A 20,085-nucleotide genomic window follows, 5' to 3' on the forward strand; every position below is an offset into this window, starting at 1 on the left:
GCGGCAAGGAGATATAACCTTGTCCGCAGTGACGCCCTCGATCGCTTCCAATGAACTCGCCCAGCTCAATGAGCGCTCGCGCGAGATCTTCCGCCAGATCGTCGACGCCTATCTGACCACCGGCGAGCCTGTCGGCTCACGCAATATCTCCCGGCTGCTGCCGAACTCGCTGTCACCGGCCTCGGTGCGCAATGTCATGCAGGACCTGGAGATGCTGGGCCTGATCCAGGCGCCTCACACCAGTGCCGGCCGCCGGCCCACCGAACTCGGCCTGCGCTTCTTTGTCGATGCCATGCTGGAATTCGGCGATCTCGCCGCCCAGGACCGCGCCCAGATCGATGCGCAGATTCGCGCCGGCGCCCCCTCGCGCACGCTGGAGGGCGTGCTGACCGACGCTTCCGCCCTGCTCTCGGGCCTGTCTCGCGGGGCCGGCGTCGTCGTCACCGCCAAGCGCGACCAGCGCCTGAAGCATATCGAATTCGTACGCCTGGAGCCGACACAGGCTCTGGTGATCCTGGTCTCCGAGGACGGCGCGGTCGAAAACCGTGTCATCGCCGTGCCAATCGGCCTGCCCACCTCGGCGCTGGTGGAGGCGTCGAACTACCTCAATGCACGCGCGCGCGGCAAGACGCTGGATGACCTCAGGCGCGACATGGGCACGGCGCTCGATGCCGGCCGCGCCGAGCTCGACGATCTCACCGCCCGGCTGATTGCCACGGGCCTGGCGAGCTGGGGCGGCGGGCCCGCCGACATGCCGCAGCAGCTGATCGTGCGCGGCCAGGCCAATCTCCTGGAAGATCTGCACGCCGTCGAGGACCTCGAGCGCATCCGCCTGCTCTTTGCCGACATCGAGGCCAAGAAGGACCTGATCGACCTGCTCGGCCGCGCAGAGGCAGGGGACGGCGTGCGCATCTTCATCGGCTCGGAGAACAAGCTGTTCTCGCTGTCGGGCTCTTCGATGATCGCGGCGCCGTTCCGTGATGCCAGCCAGAAGATCGTGGGCGTGCTCGGGGTCATCGGTCCGACACGGCTGAACTATGCGCGCGTGGTGCCGATGGTGGATTACACCGCCAAGGTGGTGGGGAAGTTGCTGAACCGGTGAACCGGGAGCGCGGCCCCTGGGAGCGCGGACATCCTGTCCGCTCTTGAACCTCGACGTTGCGGTAAAAGGCAGAACCGGTGCGATCAGGCGAGGTCGCGTTCCCCGCCTGAAAGGGCGGTGGTTCAAGAGCGGACAGGATGTCCGCGCTCCAAGGGGCCGCGCTCCCAGGATTCGCTCCTGTCTTCCCGTGGCGTCACCGCAAAATGCGCCCTGTACGACCGCGACAAGCACGAAGCCGACGAATACCCGCAGGCCATCGCCACCTCCATCACGCTCATGTCGGTCTGTCGCAAAAGCTGCCGGGCCCGCTCCAGCCGCAGGCGCAGGTAGTAGTTCGCCGGCGAATCCTTCAATTGCGACCGGAACAGCCGTTCGAGCTGCCGCGCCGAGACGCCTGAGAGCGAGGCCAGGCTCCTGGCGTCGAGCGGCGTCTCCAGATTGGCCTCCATCGCCGCCACCACGCGGATCAGCTTGCCATTGCCGATGCCGAGGCGCTTGGGCAGGCTCATGCGCTGGCGGTCGTGCCGGTCGCGCAGGCGATCGTGGATGAACTGTTCGGACACCGCCACCGCCAGCGACTGGCCATGTTTCCGGGCGATCATGTCGAGCATCAGATCGAGTGCCGCCGTGCCGCCGGCGCAGGTGAAATGCTTGGCCGAGACCTCGAACAGCGCCTCGCTGATCTCGATATCCGGATAGGCCTCGGCAAAGCCGGGCGCCGCCTCCCAATGCATGGTGACGCGCCCGCCGCTGAGAAGCCCGGCGGCGGCCAGGATGGAGGCGCCGGTGTCGAGCGCGCCAATCTCAGTGCCGCGGCGGGCAAGGCGTCGCAGCGCCGCCAGCATCGCCTTGCTGGTATGGGCCTCGGGCTCGAAGCTCGAACAGACGATCAGGGTGGGGATATCGGACACCGCCGAGAGCGCCCCTTCCACCGGGATGGGCCAGCCATTGGACGCCTTCACCGGCTGCCCGTCCATCGACCAGGCCCGCCAGTCGAACAGCGGCCGCCCGGCAAGACGGTTGGCGACGCGCAGCGGCTCGACGGCGGCCGAGAAGGCCATCATCGAAAATTGCGGCACCAGCAGGAAACCGATGGGTTCGGGACCGGGGCCAGGGTGCGGCTTGAACATGGGTACCTGGGAGCGCGGACTCAGCCACATTGACAGAATGTCAATGTGGCGGCGATGTCCGCTCTTTCCTAACCGGCCAGCGCTGCCTTTCCAAGCGTTGCGCTCCCGTCTTGCCTTTTTCTCACTTTGCCGCTTTCTTCCGCGCCCCTCGAATCGTTAGGAGAGCGTCATGATGGATGGGTGGGATGAATCGGCCTCGGCCTGGATCGCCAGCCAGGGGCCGGAGGGCGATTATTCGCGCGTCCATATCCTCGACGGGCCGATGCTGGAGCGCGTGCGGGCCGGCCGCTTCCGCCGGGCGCTCGATGTCGGCTGCGGCGAGGGCGCTTCTGCCGGATGCTGCAGAGCGAGGGCGTGGAGACCGTCGGCATCGATCCGACGCAGCCCCTGCTCGACGAGGCCCGTCGCCAGGGTGGCGCGGCCGACTACCGCCTCGGCCGGGCCGAGACGCTCGACTTTCCGGACGGCAGTTTTGACCTCGTGGTGAGCTATCTCACCTTGCTCGATATTCCCGATGCGGCCGCGGCCATCGCCGAGATGGTGCGCGTGCTCCAGCCCGGCGGCTCGCTGCTGATCGCCAACATGAACAGCTTCTTCACCGCTGGGCCACCGGACGGATGGTCGAAGGAGCCGGACGGGACCTCCCGCTTCTGCATCGACAACTATATGGAGGAGCGGGCCGATTGGGTGGAATGGAGCGGCATCCGCATCCGGAACTGGCACAGGCCTTTCAGCTCCTACATGGCGCTGCTGCTCGGGCAGGGATTGGCACTGCGGCATTTCGAGGAACCCATGCCGCGGGGCGGTGATCCGAAGCGGAATGTGAAATATCAGCGCGTGCCGTTCTTCCTGGTGATGGAGTGGCGGAAGGCATGACTGGGAGCGCGGACATCTTGTCCGCTCTTGAACCTCAGTCCTCGTAAGAAGGAGCGCTACCGCCAAGCTCGCGCCCTTTCCTCCGACCTTGCCGTTTCCAAGAGCGGACGAGACGTCCGCGCTCCCAGGTTATCCCGGCCTAAACGCCTTGCATACGGCCGGATCCGTCTCCAGCCGCGGGCCCTCGATCAGGTCGATGCAATAGGGAATGGCCGGAAACACCGCCACCAGGCATTGGCGGATCGAGGCGGGCTTGCCGGGCAGGTTGACGATCAGCGCGCCGCCGCGGATGCCCGCCGTCTGGCGCGAGAGGATAGCCGTCGGCACATATTTCAGGCTCTCCTGCCGCATCAGTTCGCCGAAACCCGGCATCATCTTGGTGCACACTGCTTCCGTCGCCTCCGGCGTGACGTCCCGCCGGGCCGGGCCGGTGCCGCCGGTGGTGCAGACCAGGCAGCAGCCTTCCTCATCCGCCAGCTCGATCAGCGTCTTCTCGATGAGGTCCTGCTCGTCAGCGATGACGCGCGCCACCGCCTCCCAGGGCGAGGTCAGCACCTCCGCCATGAAGGCCGAGATCGCCGGCCCGCTCTTGTCCTCATAGATCCCTGCGCTGGCGCGATCCGAGATGGTGAGGATACCGATCTTCGCAGTCATGGCTACCTACCCTACCGGTGCAACATCGACCGACACGCGCAATGTATGCCCCGCCGAAGCGACGACAACCCCGTCGACCGGCGCGACGTCGGCATAATCGCGCCCCATGGCGACGCGCACATGATCCTCGCCCGCCAACACCGCATTGGTGGGGTCGAGATCGACCCAGCCCAGCCCGGCGCCGCACCAGACCGAGACCCAGGCATGTGATGCGTCCGCTCCAACCAGCCTCTCCTTGCCTGGCGGGGGATGGGTGCGCAGATAGCCCGAGACATAGGCGGCGGGAATGCCGATCGAACGCAGCCCCGCCACCATCCAATGCGCGAAATCCTGGCAGACGCCGTGGCGCTTGCGGGCGACCACGTCGAGCGGCGTCGAGATGTCGGTAGCGTTGGGATCATAGACGAAATCGGCGTGGATGCGCTTCATCATGTCGATGGCGCCGTCGAGCACCGGCCGGCCCGGCTCGAAGGAGATCTCGGCATAATCGCGCGCCTGCGGCAGCAGCGGCACGAAACGGCTGGCAAAGAGGTAATGCGCCGGCGCCTTGCCGCCGAGATCGGGCACGAGCAGCGCCTCCTGCTGCACCTCCTGCCATGAAGGGGTGAGCAGGGCGTGCGGCGGCTCGCTCGCCTTCACGTCGATGCGCACGCGCGACTCGAAGCGGTGCCTGAGCGCGGCGCCGGCGAAGCGGATATGCGAGATGCGGTTGCCGAAGAAATCCACCGCATCGACCTGTTCGAGAGGCCTCGGCGTGATCATCAGATTGGCCGAGAAGACGTGCTGATTGCCTTCCGTCACCGGCTGCAGATGCAGCGTGCAGCGCGCCGCCGAGACCTCGGTGCGGTAGATATAGGTCGTGGTGTGCCGGATAACGTAAAGCAAGGGGCAATCCTGAGAGCGTGTCATCCCGGACGCGTTGCGCCACGAAGTGATGCAATGCAGATCCGGGACCGTATGACGCGATATTACTGTGACCGGTCCCGTGTCTGCGCGGCACCGCTTTGCGATGCCACTCACAAGCGAAGCTTGTGAGGATACGCACGGGATGACTCTCCCTACCCCAATCCTTCCGCGATCTCGGCCATCGCTTCGTCCTGGTTGAAATAGCGCGCCGTGATGTCGGAGGACAGGGCCAGGAGGCGGTTTTCCAGGGAAAGGATCATGCGCTCGTCGACATCGGCAGCCTCCGTCGTCTCGATCTCCGCCCGGAGCAGATGCGTCGTCCGCGTCAACGGATCGACCTCGCCTTCGCGCACCACGCGCGGCAGCTCGTCGAGATGCTCCGCGAGGCGGATGATCTGGAAGGCGGCGGAACGCGGATTGCCGTCATCGAGCAGCACAAGGTCGAGCACCGGCAGGCGCAACGTGCCCATCAAATAGCGCGCGCGATAGGTGATGCGGCTGTCGGAGACCCGCAGCAGCGCATCGAGCATATCGACGCTGGCGCCGGGATCGGCGAGGCGCCGTGCGAGGCGGCAAGTCTGCACGGCCCGCTCCAGATGCTGGCCTATGCGCAGGAAGCGCCAGCCCGCCAGGCGGTTCATGTTCTCGTGCGTGAGGCCGGAGAGCGCGGCGATAGTGCGCAGATAGCGGTCGGCTCGGTCGGTGACCTGCAGGTCGCGGTCGCCCTGCACCATGGCGCTGAGATCGGCAATGGCCTGGGTGGCATCGCGCGATAGCCGCTCGCGGATGGAGGAGGCGGCCCGCGCCGCCGAGCGGATGAGCGAAGGCACACCTCCGCTCTCGTCGCCGTTCAGCACCGCGCGCAAAATGGTCTCGGCGATGGCCACCGGCGCCGTCGCGGCCGCCTTGCCGAGCTTGGGCCTTGCCGCCTCCTTCTCGCTTTTGGCCGCTCCCCAGGCAATGAGCTGATCGGTGAGACGCTCGGTCGCCTGCGCCACATCCTCGTCTGCCTCGGCCGCCAGCTCGTTGACGGCCCGCACGACGCGCAGCGTCACCTCGGCGCGTTCGAGATAGCGCCCGAGCCAGAACAGATTATCGGCGGCGCGGCTCGGCAGATGGCCGAGGCGACGCTTGATCGCCACCTTGCCGGGCGGCGGCAAGAGCGTGACGTGGTCGACCGGCCCTTCCGACGTCACCCAGACATCGGCGGAGCGCCCGCCATGCTGCATCGACAGCGCCCTGGGATCGGTGGTGTCGGCGACGCGGCAGAAGCCGCCATGCATCACCTTCCAGCCCTCGGGCGTGGCGACGGCATAGACGCGCAGGGCGAAGGGACGCGGCTCCAGCCGCTTGCCCGTCCACACCGGCATGGTGGAGAGCCGCACGACCTCCTGCGCCACCACTTCCAGCGGATGGGCCTTGAGGATGCCGGCAAGGCGCGCCTGCCCCTCCTCGTCATGGTCGGCGACGGCGCCGGCGCCGTTACGCGACAGGCCCTCGATGTGGCGGGTGAAGGCCGGCAGGATGGCCAGGCGCTCGAAATTGCGCTCGACCTCCTCACGCACGCTCTCCTCGCCGCACCACCATGTGGCGACATTGGGGAGCAGCAGGTCCTGGCCGAGCAGGCGGCGGGCGAGCGCCGGCATGAAGGCGAGCATGGCCGGGGCTTCCACGAGGCCCGCGCCGAGGCTGTTGGCGAGCGCGACGGTGCGCTGGCGCAAGGCCTGCACCAGCCCGGGCACGCCGAGACGCGAGGAGGCATTGAGCTCGAGCGGGTCGGCGAAATCGGCATCGAGGCGCCGCACGATCGCATCGAGGCGCTTCAGCCCCTCGATCGTGCGGACATAGACGATGCCCTCCTGCACGGTGAGATCGGCGCCCTCGACCAGGAGCAGGCCGAGATAGCGGGCAAGATACGCATGCTCGAAATAGGTCTCGTTGGCGGGGCCCGGCGTGAGCAGGCCGATGCGCGAGCCTTCGCGGCCGGCCTTGGCGGCGAGCGAGGAGCGCATGGCCTGGAAATAGCCGGCGAGGCGCTCGACACGCATGTCGCGATAGAGCGAGGGCAGCGCCGCGGAGATCGCGAGGCGGTTCTCCAGCGCATAGCCCATGCCGGAGGGAGCCTGGGCACGGTCCTTCAGCACCCACCAGTGGCCGTCGGGCCCGCGGCCGAGATCGGCGGCATAGACGATGAGATGCTCGCCGCCGAGCGGCGAGAAGCCGGCGATGGCGCGCTGGAAATCGGGATTGCCGGCGATCACCGCCGCCGGCAACGCGCCCTCGCGCACCAGGTTGGCGGGACCGTAGAGATCCGACAGGACAGTTTCGAGCAGTTGCGCGCGCTGGACGATGCCGGCGGCGATGCCGCTCCACTCGCTGTGCGGGATCACCAGCGGCACATGCGAAAGCGGCCATGGCCGGTCGCTGCCGCCGGGCGTGTCATAGACGCGATAGGAAACGCCGGAATTCTTGATCTGTCGGTCCGCAACCGCGAAGCGCTGCGAAATCGCCTCCGACTTCTCGCTGGCGATCTCGGCGAGCACGGGCAGCCAATGCGGGCGGATCTCGCCGGAAGGCGTCATCAACTCGTCGGCCGCGCCTGGCAAGGGTCGGTAGCCGGTGAGAAGTGAACGCAGATTGGGGTTGCGCGAGGGGGCGAGCATGGTCATGCCCTGGGAGCGCGGACGTCTCGTCCGCTCTTGGAAACGACACGTTCATCAGAAAGGAAGAGCGGACGAGACGTCCGCGCACCCGGGAACGGCGTCATCATCGGACCGGCCTGCGCAGATCGAGCGTGAACGGGAATTCCGTATTGCCTTCGGGCCGCGGGATCGGCGGCCAGCCCGGTGTGTGGCCGATGGGCTGGAAGCGGGCGAGGCGTCGCGCTTCCGCCTCATAGGCATTCAGCGGGAAGGTCTCGTAACTGCGTCCGCCGGGATGGGCGACATGGTAGACGCAGCCACCCAGCGAGCGGCCGGACCAGGTGTCGATCACGTCGAAGGTGAGCGGCGCATGCACGGGAATGGTGGGATGGAGGCCCGAGGCCGGCTGCCAGGCCTTGAAGCGCACGCCGGCCACCGCCTCGCCGCTCCTGCCCGTGCCCGCCATCGGCAGGCGCCTTCCGTTGCAGGCGATGACATGGCGGCTGGGATTGAAGCCCTCGGCCTTGAGTTGCAGACGCTCGACGGAGGAATCGACGTAGCGCACGGTGCCGCCGGCCGCGCCTTCCTCACCCAGCACGTGCCAAGGCTCGAGCGCCTGGCGCACTTCCAGGCTGACGCCCTCATAGTCGACCTTGCCATAGAAGGGGAAGCGGAACTCGAGCTGCGCCTGGTACCAGGCGGGATCGAAGCCATAGCCGGCGCGGGCGAGATCGCCGAGCACGTCCTGGAAATCGGCCCAGACGAAATGCGGCAGCATGAAACGGTCATGCAGCTGCGTGCCCCAGCGAGTGAACTCGCCTCCCTGTGGCTCGCGCCAGAACCAGGCGATCAGCGCCCTGAGCAGCAATTGCTGCGCCAGCGACATGCGGTAGTCGGGCGGCATCTCGAAGGAGCGGAACTCGATCAGGCCAAGACGGCCGGTAGCGGAATCCGGCGAATAGAGCTTGTCGATGCAGATCTCGGCACGATGGGTGTTGCCGGAGACGTCGACCAGCAGGTTCCGGAACAAACGGTCCACCAGCCAGGGCGGCGGATTGCCGCCCTGCGGGCCGCGCACCATGTCCATGGCGATTTCGAGTTCGTAGAGGCTGTCATGCCTGGCTTCGTCGATGCGCGGGGCCTGGCTGGTCGGGCCGATGAACAGGCCCGAAAACATGTAGGACAGCGAGGGATGGCGCTGCCAGTAGAGCACGATGCTCTTGAGCAGGTCGGGACGGCGCAGGAAGGGGCTGTCGGCCGGCGTGACGCCGCCGAGCACGACATGGTTGCCGCCGCCGGTGCCGACATGGCGCCCGTCGATCATGAACTTGTCGGCGCCGAGGCGGCTGAGGCGCGCCTCCTCATAGACGGTGGAGGTGATCGCCACCGTCTCCTCCCAGGAGGCGCCGGGCTGGATGTTCACCTCGATCACGCCGGGATCGGGCGTGACCTTGATGACCTGGATGCGCGGGTCGTAGGGCGGGGGATAGCCCTCGATATGCACGGTGAGGCCGCTCTCCTCGGCGCTCGCCTCCACCGCGACGAGCAGTTCGAGGTAATCCTCGATGGCGCTGACCGGCGGCATGAACACGCAGAGCACGCCGTCACGGATCTCGAAGGCCATGGCGGTGCGCACCACGCCAGTGCCAAGCTCCTGCTGCACCTGAATCTGCTGATTCAGCACGCCATCATTGTTCTGGCTGGTGCGGCGGAACTGCCGAGCCAGGGCGCCGGGGTCGGGCAGCTCACCGCGCGGCAGGGTAGGATCGACCACGTGCACATGCGGATAGACTGAAGGCGGCACATAGGGGAGCGTGGCGAGCGGCAGGCGGAAACCGGCCGGTGAATCGCCCGGCACCAGGAAGAGCCGGCCGCGGCGCAGGCGCCAATGCTCGCTGATCCAGCCGCCGCGTTGCTCGGCGTTCCAGCGCTGCACCGGCAGCACATAGCTCGCTGGCAGGTCGAGGCCGCGGTCGAAGACACGTGCGATGCGGGCCCGGTCCTCGGGATCCTTCAGCTTGGAATCCATCGGATCGACATTGTCGGGAAGCTGGGCTTCCTGCAGGATCCAGTGGGCCGCATCCTCATAGGCCGGCACGGCGAAATCCGGCTCGATGCCCAATTTCTGCGCCACGCCCTCTGCAAGCACCTGCATGGGCTTGGGATCGAAATGGCGCCGCACATTGTTTTTGGCCGGGCGATTATCCGATCTGGGCTCGCGGGCGATCAACTCGGGATTGGTCCAGATCGGCTTGCCGTCCTTGCGCCAGTAAAGCGCGAAGGCCCAGCGCGGCAAGGATTCGCCAGGGTACCATTTGCCCTGACCGTAATGCAGGAAGCCGCCTGGCGCGAAGGCGGAGCGCAGGCGCCGGATCAGTGTATCGGCAAGGCCCCGCTTGGTCGGCCCAACCGCGCCGGTGTTCCATTCCTCGCCCTGATAGTCGTCGATGGAGACGAAGGTCGGCTCGCCGCCGAGGGTGAGCCGGACATCCTGGGCGACCAGGTCCTTCTCGACCTGCTGGCCGAGCGCATCGAGATCCTTCCAGGAATCCTCGGAGAAGGGCAGCGTGACGCGGGGCGATTCGGCGATGCGCCGCACCGGCATCTCATAACTGAAATTGGTCTCGACCGCGCCGATCGCCGTCATCGCGCCGACGATCGGCGCGGCCGAGGCATAATGCGGCGTAGCGGCAAGCGGGATATGCCCCTCGGTGGTCATCATGCCGGAGGTGGCATCGAGGCCGACCCAGCCGGCGCCGGGCAGATAGACCTCGGCCCAGGCATGGAGGTCGGCGACATCGCGGCCGACGCCCGTTGGCCCATCGAGCGCCTTGAGGTCGTGGGTAAGCTGGATCGAATAGCCGGAGACGAAGCGGGCGGCGAGGCCCAGGCGCCGCAGCACCTGCACCAGCAGCCAGGCGCTGTCGCGGCAGGAGCCGGTCTTCACCGTCAGCGTCTCGTCCGGCGTCTGCACGCCGGGCTCCATGCGGATGATGTAGCCGATCTCCTTCTGGATGCGCTGGTTGAGCTCGACCAGGAAGTCGACGGCGTTCTTTCCTTCCATATCGATCGAAGCGACGAAATCCTCCAGCCCCTTGCCGCCCTCCTCGACCTCGAGATAGGGCCCGAGCTCGTGCTTGAGCTCGGCCGGATAGGCGAAGGGCAGCTTGGTGGCGTACTCCTCGATGAAGAAGTCGAACGGGTTGATCGTGGCGAAATCGGCGACGAGATCGACCTCGATCTGGAATTTGGTGGTGGATTCGGGAAAGACGAAGCGGGCCAGCCAGTTGCCGTGGGGATCCTGCTGCCAGTTGATGAAGTGGTTGGCGGGCTCCACCTTCAGGGCGTAGCTGACGATCCTCGTGCGGGAATGCGGCGCCGGCCGAAGCCGAATGACCTGCGGCGCCAGGACGACCGGCCGGTCATAGTCATAGGTTGTGCGGTGATAGAGGGCAGCGACAATCGACAAGGTGGATTCCCGGGTACGAAAACAGCGTACCGTATCGGTTTGCCTGCATGGGAGGCAAGCCTATTAGGCAGGCATTGTTAAGGAACGGGGTTCCCGGGATCGCAGGACGTGGGCTTGCGCCTCAGCCGCTTCAGCGATTTATTAACGTCCCGGCGCTAGAGGGCGCCCAATCGCTCTTAACGAGAACAGCTCTTACCGAGGAAGTCCCCCATGATGCGCCCGGCGTCTTTTCTTGCCGCCACCCTGTTCACCCTTGCCGCATGGGCCGGCAGCATGGCGGCGGCGCAGGCCGGGGGGTTACCGACCTATCAATACAAGCTTTTCTGCAAGGCCCTCGGCAGAGGCCAGGCGGTGATGGTGCAGAATTGCGAGACGCAGGAAGTGCTGTCCTACCAGCAACTACGCACGATCTGGCGCACGCCGCCGGCCGAGGACATCCAGGACAAATGCTATGCCCGCAACCAGCCGGACAAGCGCACCGGTTCGGGCTCCTATGTGAAGTACCTGAACTGCATCATCACCAATACGGGCAATGGCTGAGCGGGGGCGGGTCTTCAGACCCGCCTGGACCGCAGGGCTTCAGAGAAAGTCGAAGGTATCTTTGCTTTCCAAGCCTGCCTTCATACTCACCATTTAATCCAGCGTCGAGGTTCCAGCGGGTCTGAAGACCCGCCCCCCTCAGCGCGCCAATAAATTTCCATCCCTGCCAAAGATCGCGATATCCAGCGCAACCTCGCTATCGCGCAGCACCTTGACGGCCGTCTCGCGCGCATAACGAGCCACAAGCGGCGGCAGATCCAGCCCGGCGGCCCCCGCGATCTCCAGCGCCTCGATGGCCGTGTTGGCCTGCGCCACCGCATCGGCCACCTCACGCGCGCCGCCGAGTTCCTCCACCCGCTCAGCCAGCCAGCGCAAATCCACCGGGCCGGCGCGCGAATGCAGGTCGAGCAGGCCCTGGCCGAGCTTGGTGATCTTGGCAAAGCCGCCGGCGATGGTAACGCGCGGCACGGGATGGACGCGGACATATTTGAGCATGCCGCCGACGAAATCGCCCATGTCGATCAGCGCGGCCTCTTCCAGCCCATAGAGTTTCGCCACCGCGGCTTCCGAGGCGGAGCCGGTGGCGCCGGCGATGTGCTGCAGACCCTGCGCCCGCGCGACGTCGATGCCGCGGTGGATCGAATGGATCCAGGCCGAGCAGGAGAAAGGCACGACGATGCCGGTGGTTCCCAGCACCGAAAGCCCGCCGACGATGCCGAGCCGCCCGTTCAGCGTCTTGCGGGCGATCGCCTCGCCATCGGCGATGGAGACGGTGACTTCGACATCACCGGGCGCGCCATGGCGGGTGGCGACCTCGGCAATGGCGGCCGCGATCTGGGCTCGCGGACCGGGATTGATGGCGGGCTCGCCTACCGGCAGCGGCAGGCCGGGCTTGGTGACGGTGCCGACACCCTCCCCCGCCTTGTAGGTGACGCCGGAACCGGGCGCGCCGCGCCGCACAGTGGAGGAGACGAGCGCGCCATGCGTGACGTCGGGGTCATCACCCGCGTCCTTGACGATAGTGGCGGTGGCGTGATCGGCAAAGAGCTCATGCCGGGCGAGCGCAAAGGCAGGCGTCTCGCCGCGCGGCAGGGTGATGGTGACGGGATCGGGGAAGTCGCCGGTGAGCAGGGCCGCATAGGCCGCCTTGGCGGCGGCGGCGGCGCAGGCGCCGGTGGTCCAGCCATAGCGCAGGGGGCCGGGGGGCATTTCTTCGGACAAGGTGACTTCCCGTTCGACGCAGGGCGCGACCTGAGGCCTTCCCCACGAAGCTGGGGAAGGTGGCCCGACGAAGTCGGGTCGGATTGGGTGTGGCCCGCTAGGGATGTCACATCCGGAAGAGATGCTGTCAACTTGAAGACCTTTGGCTCAGGGGGCGCCCTATTCTGACCCACCCCCTGCTCAACGCACACCAGAGTGTGCGTGACCTCCCCAACTTCATGGTGAGGGCCCTCGCCTTACTCTGACCGCGCCCCCAAGACCTCAAACCTCCGGCAGCGGAATGAATTCCGGGTCACCCGGCACCGTCGTGAAGCGCCCCTGCTTCCAGTCTTCCTTGGCCTGCTCGATACGCTCCTGCGAGGAGGACACGAAGTTCCACCAGATATGGCGCGGGCCATCCATCGTAGCCCCGCCCACCAGCACGAGCCTGGCCGTCGTCATCGCCTCGACCATCAGCGCATCGCCGGGGCGCAGCACCAGCAGCGAGCCGACGCCGAAGCGGTCGCCCGCCAGGTCGACTTCGCCCGAGACGATATAGAGGGCGCGCTCCTCGGTTTGTGCATCCACCGGCAGCTTCGCGCCGGCCTCCAGGGCCACGTCGACATAAAGCGTGCTCCAATCCTGCCGCACCGGCGAGGAGAGCCCATAGGCCGAGCCCATCAGCACGCGCACCGTCTTGCCCTCGGCGCTGTGCTCGGGGATCGTCTGCGCCTCGTAATGCTGGAAGGAGGGCGAGCCCTCTTCCAGCGACTGCGGCAGGGCGACCCAGGCCTGCAGGCCGAGCATGGAAAAGCCGTGCTTGCGGTCCTCCAGCCCGGTCCGCTCGGAATGCACGATGCCGCGCCCGGCCGTCATCAGGCTGATCTCGCCGGGCCTGGTGGTCTCGGCATAGCCAAGGCTGTCGCGGTGCACGATGGCGCCGTCGAAGAGATAGCTCACCGTCGACAGGCCGATATGGGGGTGCGGGCGCACGTCGAAGGCCTCGCCCGGCTTGAAGATCGAGGGGCCGAAATGGTCGAGGAACACGAAGGGGCCGACGAGGCGGCGGCGCGAGCTCGGTAGCGCACGGCGCACGGCGAAACCGCCGAGATCGCGCGAGCGAGCGATGATCTGCATCTCCACCGCGTTGCAGGAAAAGGCATCGCCCGGTACGGGATCGTCGGTCGGGTGAACGGTCATGCGAGCCCTCTCCTGTCATCCATGCAATGAAACGCAATCATAAGACGCATCCGGGTGGATCGTACGGGCCTTTTTGCAAGAAGGCCATGCAATAGCTCCGTGCAATTTGAAGCGAACCCGGCTATCACCGCCAAAACCTCCTGACGATCCAAATCCTTCCCCAACCCGACAACAGGTCCCTGATGCCCGCTACTCTCGTGCTCTGCCGCCATGGCCAAAGTGATTGGAACCTCAAGAACCTCTTCACCGGCTGGAAGGATCCCGGCCTGACCGAGAAGGGCATCGCCGAAGCTCATGAAGCCGCCGCTCGGCTGAAGGCCATGGGCATCAAGTTCGACATCGCCTTCACCTCCGCGTTGTCGCGCGCTCAGCACACCACCTCGATCATCCTCGAGGATCTCGGCCAGGCAGGCCTCGAGACCATCCGCGACCAGGCCCTCAACGAGCGCGACTATGGCGACCTCTCCGGCCTCAACAAGGACGAGGCTCGCGTCAAATGGGGCGAGGAGCAGGTGCATGTCTGGCGCCGTTCCTATGACGTGCCCCCGCCCGGCGGCGAGAGCCTCAAGGACACCGCCGCCCGCGTGCTGCCCTATTACGTCTACCGCGTCCTGCCCCAGGCCATGGCCGGCAAGACCGTGCTGATCGGCGCCCACGGCAATTCGCTGCGCGCCTTGATCATGGCGATGGAAGGCCTGACGGGCGAGCAGATCGTCAAGCGCGAGCTCGATACCGGCGTGCCGATCGTCTACCACCTGAACCCGGACACGACGATCGCCAGCAAGCAGGAGCTGAAGGGGTAACTGGGAGCGCGGACGTTCTTCCTGGGATCGCAGGCGTCTCGCCTGCATCTTGAACCGCAGCGTTTCCGGGGCAGGCGAGACGCCTGCGGTCCCAGGAACGCCTCGGACGCCCCGTTCTACTGGTCCGACCTCCATGTCGGCACCTCTTCGGGCAAACGCCACGCTTCCACAAGCAGGCTGGAAGCCTGCGATCCCAGGGATTCCTCCTACAAAAACATAGCCACGACGTGAGAGAACGCCTAAACGGATAGGCGATCTCGTTCTCGGCTGCGTTGCTTGTCCATGATCATCGCCTCCCCTTCCGACTATCGTGCTGCCGCAAGGCGCAAGCTCCCCCGTTTCCTGTTCGACTATGTCGATGGCGGCGCCTATGCGGAGCGCACGCTGCGCAACAATGTCGCCGATCTCGAAGGCATCAGCCTGCGCCAGCGCGTCCTCAAGAATGTCGAGAAGCTGAGCCTGGAAACCGAGCTGTTCGGCCAGCGCTTCGCCATGCCGGTGATCCTGGCGCCGGTGGGGCTCACGGGCATGCTCGCCCGCCGCGGCGAGGTGCAGGCTGCGAAGGCGGCGGCCGCCAAGGGCATTACCATGACGCTCTCCACCGTCTCGGTCTGCCCGATCGAGGAGGTGATGCCGGCAAGTCCGAGGCCGATCTGGTTCCAGCTCTATGTGCTGAGAGACCGCGGCTTCATGCGCAACGCGCTGGAGCGGGCGCAGGCGGCGGGCATCAACACCCTCGTCTTCACCGTCGACATGCCGACGCCGGGCGCGCGCTATCGCGACCCGCATTCGGGCATGTCCGGTCCGTTCGGGCCGCAGCGGCGCATCTTCCAATCCGTCTTCAAGCCGGCATGGGCCTATGACGTCGGCCTGATGGGCAAGCCGCACGATCTGGGCAATGTCTCGAAGTATCTCGGCAAGCCGACGGGGCTGGCAGATTACATCGGCTGGCTCGCCAAGAATTTCGACCCCTCGATCAGCTGGTCCGACCTCGAGTGGATCCGCGACGCCTGGAAGGGCCCGATCATCATCAAGGGCATCCTCGACCCCGAGGATGCGCGCGACGCCGTGAAGTTCGGAGCGAGCGGCATCGTCGTTTCCAACCATGGCGGGCGCCAGCTCGACGGCGTGCTTTCCAGCGCCAGGGCTCTGCCGGCCATCGCCGATGCGGTGGGCGGTGACCTCACCCTCCTCGCCGATGGCGGCATCCGCTCCGGCCTCGACGTCGTGCGCATGCTGGCGCTCGGCGCCAAGGGCGTGATGCTCGGCCGCGCCTTCGCCTATGCCATGGCGGCCGGAGGCCAGGCGGCGGTGGAGAACCTGCTCGACATCATCGCCAAGGAGATGCGGGTGGCGATGACGCTGACCGGGGTGGAGAAGGTGTCTCAGATCGATGGGAAGAGCCTGGTGAAATAGCCTGGGAGCGCGTCCCCGGGAGCGCGGACATCCTGTCCGCTCCTGAAACGACGAGCTCCCAAGATGCGGCTCGTCCGAGTTTGGCAGGTGTAACCGAAAACGGGTTCGTCCTATCCGGCGACCGAATCGTTTCAAGAGCGGACAGGATGTCCGCGCTCCCCGGTCACGCCGTTCCGCTCCTGACCCTGCCCCCTTCCCAGCCCAGCATCGCCTGCTTTCTCGTCAAGCCCCAATGATATCCCGTCAGAGCGCCCGAGCGGCCGATCACCCGGTGGCAGGGCACCACGAAGGAGAGTGGGTTCTTGCCCACCGCCGCCCCTACCGCCCGCGAGGCATTAGGATTGCCGATATGGCTGGCGATGTCGGAATAGGTCGACATCTTGCCCATCGGGATTCGCAGAAGCGTGCGCCAGACGCGGACTTCGAAATCCGTGCCGATCATCACCACGTTGAGGGGCCGATCGGCCTGCCATTTCGACGGGTCAAAGATGCGGCCGGCATAGGGCGCCGTGACCATGGAATCCTCGCGGAACTCCGCATTGGGCCAGCGCGCCCGCATATCGGCGAGCGCGGCCGGCTCCTCGCCGGGATCGGCGAAGGCGACACCGGCAAGGCCGAGCGGCGCCACCATCACCAGCGACGTGCCGAAGGGCGAGGGGTGGAAGCCATAGCTGATGGTCAGGCCCGCGCCCCCGGTCTTGAAGGAACCCGGCGTCATCGCATCATGGGTGACGAAGAGGTCGTGCAGCCGCCCCGGGCCGGAAAGGCCGAGCTCATAGGTGGCGTCGAGGATGGAGGCGGAATCGCGCAGGAGGTCGCGGGCGCGGTCGAGCGTCACCGCCGCCAGGAAGTCCTTGGGCGTGATGCCGGCCCAGCGCCGGAACAGATGATGGAAATGCGAGACCGACAGGCCGACATGGCCGGCGATATCCTCCAGCGAGGGCTGCGTCTGCCATTTCTTCGAGATATAGGCGATCGCCTTGCGGATCCGGTCATAGTCCTCGGGCGAATTGGCGAGCGGCGAGACGAGCGACGACTCGGGCAGGGACAGGCTGGCGGGGGACATGGGACTTCTCCGGGCATTCGTTCTCCATGCCCAATGTAGGCCTGCCGCGACGGCGTTCCCACCCGAAACCTATGGTCCGTCATCCCGGACGAGCGCAGCGAGACCCGGGATCGTTTTCAGGATAGGGCGCAAATGGTGTGCCGGTCTTCAGACCGGCATCTTTCCGACCCGGCTGCGGTTCCATGCCGTTCCCGCCACATCGACTGAAAGTCGATGTGGCTGTGAAGACCGGCACACCATCACCCCCGCCGCGCGGTATGCAGCGCCTTCGTAAAGGCATCCGCGAACTCGCCCTTTTCATGCGAGCCGAGGAAGCGGGCGATCTCGACTTCCCGGCCCTGCTGCGCCAAGGCAAGGCGCGTGGTGCCGAATTCCTCATGCTGCTCGCGTTCGAGGCGGACCCAGCGCGGATTGAAATTCCACTCGCGGCGCCGGCCCTGGAGGTCGATGCGGGAGAATAGCAGCCGCGCCGGGGTCAGGAACACATGCTCCCTGAGCTTTGCCCCGCGATAATTGAGCTTGAACATCACATAGAGCAGCCCGACATCGATGCCGAAAAAGCCGATCACCGGCCAGGCACCCATCAGATAGAAGGGGATGCTGAGCAAGGTTGAAAAACAGGCGACTGCGATGAGCAGGTTGCGAAACCCCCGCGGCCCGAGCGAGCGATGCGGATAGAGCACCGCGTCGAAGACGGGCTCTTCCAAGGGTATTTTCGGGTTGGCGCTGTCCATAATTCGCCAATATAAGCGTTTCATGCGCAGCCGCCAGACTCAAATGCCGCCGGAAACCGCCCCCGCGGTGAAATCGCCGAAGCGAACCAAGGCGAAGGCCAATGCCGCCGCGGCCTCCGCCGGCACGCAGCGTTCGGCCCTTCCGCAAGCCTCGATCACCGAGATCTTCCGGCGCTTTTCCGAAGCCCTGCCCGAGCCCAAGGGCGAACTGGAATACGCAAACGTCTATACGCTGCTGGTGGCCGTGGTGCTCTCGGCGCAGGCCACCGATGTCGGCGTCAACAAGGCGACGCGCCCGCTCTTCGCCATCGCCGACACGCCGCGGAAGATGGTGGCGCTCGGCGAGGAGAAGTTGATCGGCTATATCAAGACCATCGGGCTCTACCGCAACAAGGCCAAGAACGTCATCGCTCTCTCCAAGGCGCTGATCGCGGAGCATGGCGGCGAGGTGCCCCCCTCGCGCGAAGTGCTGGAAACGCTGCCGGGCGTCGGTCGCAAGACCGCCAATGTGGTGCTCAACATCGCCTTCGGCCTGCCGACCATCGCCGTCGACACCCATCTCTTTCGCGTCGCCAATCGCACCGGCATCGCCCCGGGCAAGACGCCGCTGGCCGTGGAACTCGGCCTCGAAAAGGTGGTGCCGGCCGCCTATGCCCGCCATGCCCATCACTGGCTGATCCTGCACGGGCGCTATGTCTGCAAGGCGGTGAAGCCGCTGTGCTCGACCTGCCTGATCCGGGACATCTGCCTGTTCGAGGAGAAGGCGGTTTAGAGAGTTGTGGCGGTCTCCGACCGCCATTCCTGGGACCACTGCATTTGCGGGAAAATCCACCTTCTTGTGCCCAGGGCGACAGCCGCCGATAAGTGTCGCCGCGCACATTACTGAGATTGCTGTAATTAAAATATACAACTAAAGATTGCATTGACCCGATTTGATCGTCAACCATGAAAAATGAATAGCATTTCTCCGAATCCCGGCATTTGATACTTTGGTTGACGCTGCAGCGCGAGGGCATATTCAATTCAATAGGGCTCGACTGCTGTTTTACGCGCAGCCAATAAATTGCAAAAAGGGAGTCCATTGATGAATTTGACGTCAGAACAAAAAAAGACAGTCCTCGCTTCCTTTCTTGGTTGGACGCTCGACGCCTTCGATTTCTTCCTGCTGACCTTTCTTTTGACTGATATCGCCGCCGAGTTCGGGACGGAGGTTCCGGCCGTCGCCAAGGCGCTGTTCTTCACTCTGGCGACCCGTTTCATTGGCGCCTTCTTCTTCGGGATGCTGGCGGACAAGTTTGGGCGCAAGCCGATTCTCATGCTCAACATCGTGAGCTATTCGGTCATCGGCGCCCTTGCGGCTTTCTCACCCAATCTCGGCGTCTTCCTCGCCCTGCGCGCTTTGTTCGGCGTCGCCATGGGTGGCGAATGGGGTCTCGGCAGCTCGCTGGCGATGGAATCGATCCCGCCATCGGCGCGCGGTGTCGTTTCCGGTATCCTGCAATGTGGCTATCCGGCCGGTTATCTCCTGGCCGCCGTCGCCTATGGACTGCTCTACCAGCAGACGTTTGCCGGCTACACCCTGGGCTGGCGCGGCATGTTTCTGCTCAGCTTCGTGCCGGCGCTATTGGTGCTCTTCATCCGTTCGCATGTGCCGGAGTCGCCGGCCTTCGTCGACGCCAAGGCGAAGGTGAAGCCCGGTTTGATCGAGACTTTGGAGAAACATTGGGGCATCGCCCTCTATGCCGTGGTGTTGATGATGTTCTTCAACTTCTTCAGCCATGGCACCCAGGATCTCTATCCGACCTTCCTGAAAAAGCAGCACAATTTCGACGCCCATATGGTCAGCTTGATCACCATCGTCGCCAATCTTGGTGCCATCACCGGCGGCCTGCTTTTCGGAGCCCTTTCGGAGAAAATCGGACGGATCAATGCGATCACCATCGCCTGCCTGATCGCCCTGCCCTCGCTGCCGCTCTGGGCCTATAGTACGACACCGGTGATGCTCGCAGTCGGTGCCTTCATCATGCAGGTGGCGGTGCAGGGGGCTTGGGGAGTCATCCCGGTCCATCTGAACGAGCTTTCGCCCGGCGCCGTGCGGGCAACGCTGCCGGGCTTCATCTATCAAGCCGGCAACCTCGCCGCTTCCTATGGCGGCCCCTATCAGGCGGGCATCGCCGAAGCACCCGGCAGTTCCTATAGCTATGCGCTCGCCTTGTTCGCGGGCGTTGTCGCTGTCTGTATCATCATCGTGATCCGCTTCAGCCCCGAAAAACGCGGGCAACTGATGACGGTGACCGACTAGGCCATCAGGGGAGAGCCGGCCCGTCACGGCTCTCTCCGCTTTCAG

16 protein-coding genes are annotated in these 20,085 nt (G+C 65.6%); 7 read left to right on the forward strand and 9 right to left on the reverse strand.

What is annotated here, in order from left to right:
- The first annotated feature begins 19 nt into the window (after window positions 1-19).
- The gene (hrcA, locus tag QQL24_RS30055; protein ID WP_284315987.1) at window positions 20-1,102 is read left to right on the forward strand and encodes a heat-inducible transcriptional repressor HrcA; all 1,083 of its coding nucleotides are present in this window, start codon (window positions 20-22) and stop codon (window positions 1,100-1,102) included.
- Between the two features lie 122 nt (window positions 1,103-1,224).
- On the opposite strand, the gene QQL24_RS30060 is transcribed toward hrcA, so the two are convergent.
- Window positions 1,225-2,232 carry a GlxA family transcriptional regulator gene (locus QQL24_RS30060; RefSeq protein ID WP_284315988.1) on the reverse strand — a complete coding sequence of 336 codons (1,008 nt, stop codon included), beginning with the start codon at window positions 2,230-2,232 and terminating at the stop codon, window positions 1,225-1,227.
- Window positions 2,233-2,568: 336 nt separating this feature from the next.
- On the opposite strand from QQL24_RS30060, the gene QQL24_RS30065 reads away from it, so the two are divergent.
- Window positions 2,569-3,108: a class I SAM-dependent methyltransferase gene (locus QQL24_RS30065; RefSeq protein WP_284315989.1), complete on the forward strand. Its 540-nt coding sequence runs from the start codon at window positions 2,569-2,571 to the stop codon at window positions 3,106-3,108.
- Window positions 3,109-3,237: 129 nt separating this feature from the next.
- Here the strand turns inward: QQL24_RS30065 and mog are convergent, their stop codons facing one another.
- The 4 genes from mog to QQL24_RS30085 all read right to left on the reverse strand — a co-directional run bounded on the left by mog (window position 3,238) and on the right by QQL24_RS30085 (window position 10,779).
- Window positions 3,238-3,762 (reverse strand): molybdopterin adenylyltransferase, encoded by a 525-nt coding sequence (gene mog / locus QQL24_RS30070; protein WP_284315990.1) that lies wholly within the window; start codon window positions 3,760-3,762, stop codon window positions 3,238-3,240.
- Between the two features lie 6 nt (window positions 3,763-3,768).
- Window positions 3,769-4,647, reverse strand: a complete 879-nt coding sequence (locus QQL24_RS30075; RefSeq protein ID WP_284315991.1) for a transglutaminase family protein — start codon at window positions 4,645-4,647, stop codon at window positions 3,769-3,771.
- Between the two features lie 173 nt (window positions 4,648-4,820).
- A complete protein-coding gene (locus tag QQL24_RS30080; RefSeq protein ID WP_284315992.1) occupies window positions 4,821-7,331 on the reverse strand; it encodes a circularly permuted type 2 ATP-grasp protein in 2,511 nt (836 codons plus the stop codon).
- A gap of 103 nt (window positions 7,332-7,434) precedes the next feature.
- Entirely contained in the window at window positions 7,435-10,779 is a 3,345-nt protein-coding gene (locus QQL24_RS30085; RefSeq protein ID WP_284315993.1) for a transglutaminase family protein, read from the reverse strand.
- Window positions 10,780-10,989: 210 nt separating this feature from the next.
- Between QQL24_RS30085 and QQL24_RS30090 the strand changes: the two genes are divergently transcribed.
- Window positions 10,990-11,319: a hypothetical protein gene (locus tag QQL24_RS30090; protein ID WP_284315994.1), complete on the forward strand. Its 330-nt coding sequence runs from the start codon at window positions 10,990-10,992 to the stop codon at window positions 11,317-11,319.
- Window positions 11,320-11,457: 138 nt separating this feature from the next.
- On the opposite strand, the gene QQL24_RS30095 is transcribed toward QQL24_RS30090, so the two are convergent.
- Window positions 11,458-12,540 (reverse strand): cobalt-precorrin-5B (C(1))-methyltransferase, encoded by a 1,083-nt coding sequence (locus QQL24_RS30095; RefSeq protein ID WP_431310773.1) that lies wholly within the window; start codon window positions 12,538-12,540, stop codon window positions 11,458-11,460.
- A 261-nt stretch (window positions 12,541-12,801) separates the two neighbouring features.
- Entirely contained in the window at window positions 12,802-13,719 is a 918-nt protein-coding gene (locus QQL24_RS30100; RefSeq protein ID WP_284315995.1) for a pirin family protein, read from the reverse strand.
- Between the two features lie 182 nt (window positions 13,720-13,901).
- Between QQL24_RS30100 and QQL24_RS30105 the strand changes: the two genes are divergently transcribed.
- Together QQL24_RS30105 and lldD are read left to right on the forward strand one after the other, a co-directional pair.
- Window positions 13,902-14,522, forward strand: a complete 621-nt coding sequence (locus tag QQL24_RS30105) for a 2,3-bisphosphoglycerate-dependent phosphoglycerate mutase (protein ID WP_284315996.1) — start codon at window positions 13,902-13,904, stop codon at window positions 14,520-14,522.
- A gap of 282 nt (window positions 14,523-14,804) precedes the next feature.
- Window positions 14,805-15,938 (forward strand): FMN-dependent L-lactate dehydrogenase LldD, encoded by a 1,134-nt coding sequence (gene lldD / locus QQL24_RS30110; protein WP_284316286.1) that lies wholly within the window; start codon window positions 14,805-14,807, stop codon window positions 15,936-15,938.
- 163 nt (window positions 15,939-16,101) lie between these two features.
- On the opposite strand, the gene QQL24_RS30115 is transcribed toward lldD, so the two are convergent.
- Window positions 16,102-17,004, reverse strand: coding sequence for a methylated-DNA--[protein]-cysteine S-methyltransferase (locus QQL24_RS30115; protein ID WP_284315997.1), 903 nt, complete (start codon window positions 17,002-17,004; stop codon window positions 16,102-16,104).
- 239 nt (window positions 17,005-17,243) lie between these two features.
- On the reverse strand, window positions 17,244-17,762 hold the full coding sequence (locus QQL24_RS30120) for a DUF2244 domain-containing protein (protein WP_284315998.1): 519 nt from the start codon (window positions 17,760-17,762) through the stop codon (window positions 17,244-17,246).
- On the opposite strand from QQL24_RS30120, the gene nth reads away from it, so the two are divergent.
- Entirely contained in the window at window positions 17,761-18,510 is a 750-nt protein-coding gene (nth, locus tag QQL24_RS30125; RefSeq protein WP_284315999.1) for an endonuclease III, read from the forward strand. The two genes, QQL24_RS30120 and nth, sit on opposite strands and share 2 nt — an antisense overlap.
- A 312-nt stretch (window positions 18,511-18,822) precedes the next feature.
- Window positions 18,823-20,040, forward strand: coding sequence for an MFS transporter (locus QQL24_RS30130; protein WP_284316000.1), 1,218 nt, complete (start codon window positions 18,823-18,825; stop codon window positions 20,038-20,040).
- The last annotated feature ends 45 nt before the right edge of the window (window positions 20,041-20,085 follow it).

The organism is Labrys miyagiensis (assembly GCF_030160835.1).
GTDB classification, from domain to species: domain Bacteria; phylum Pseudomonadota; class Alphaproteobacteria; order Rhizobiales; family Labraceae; genus Labrys; species Labrys miyagiensis.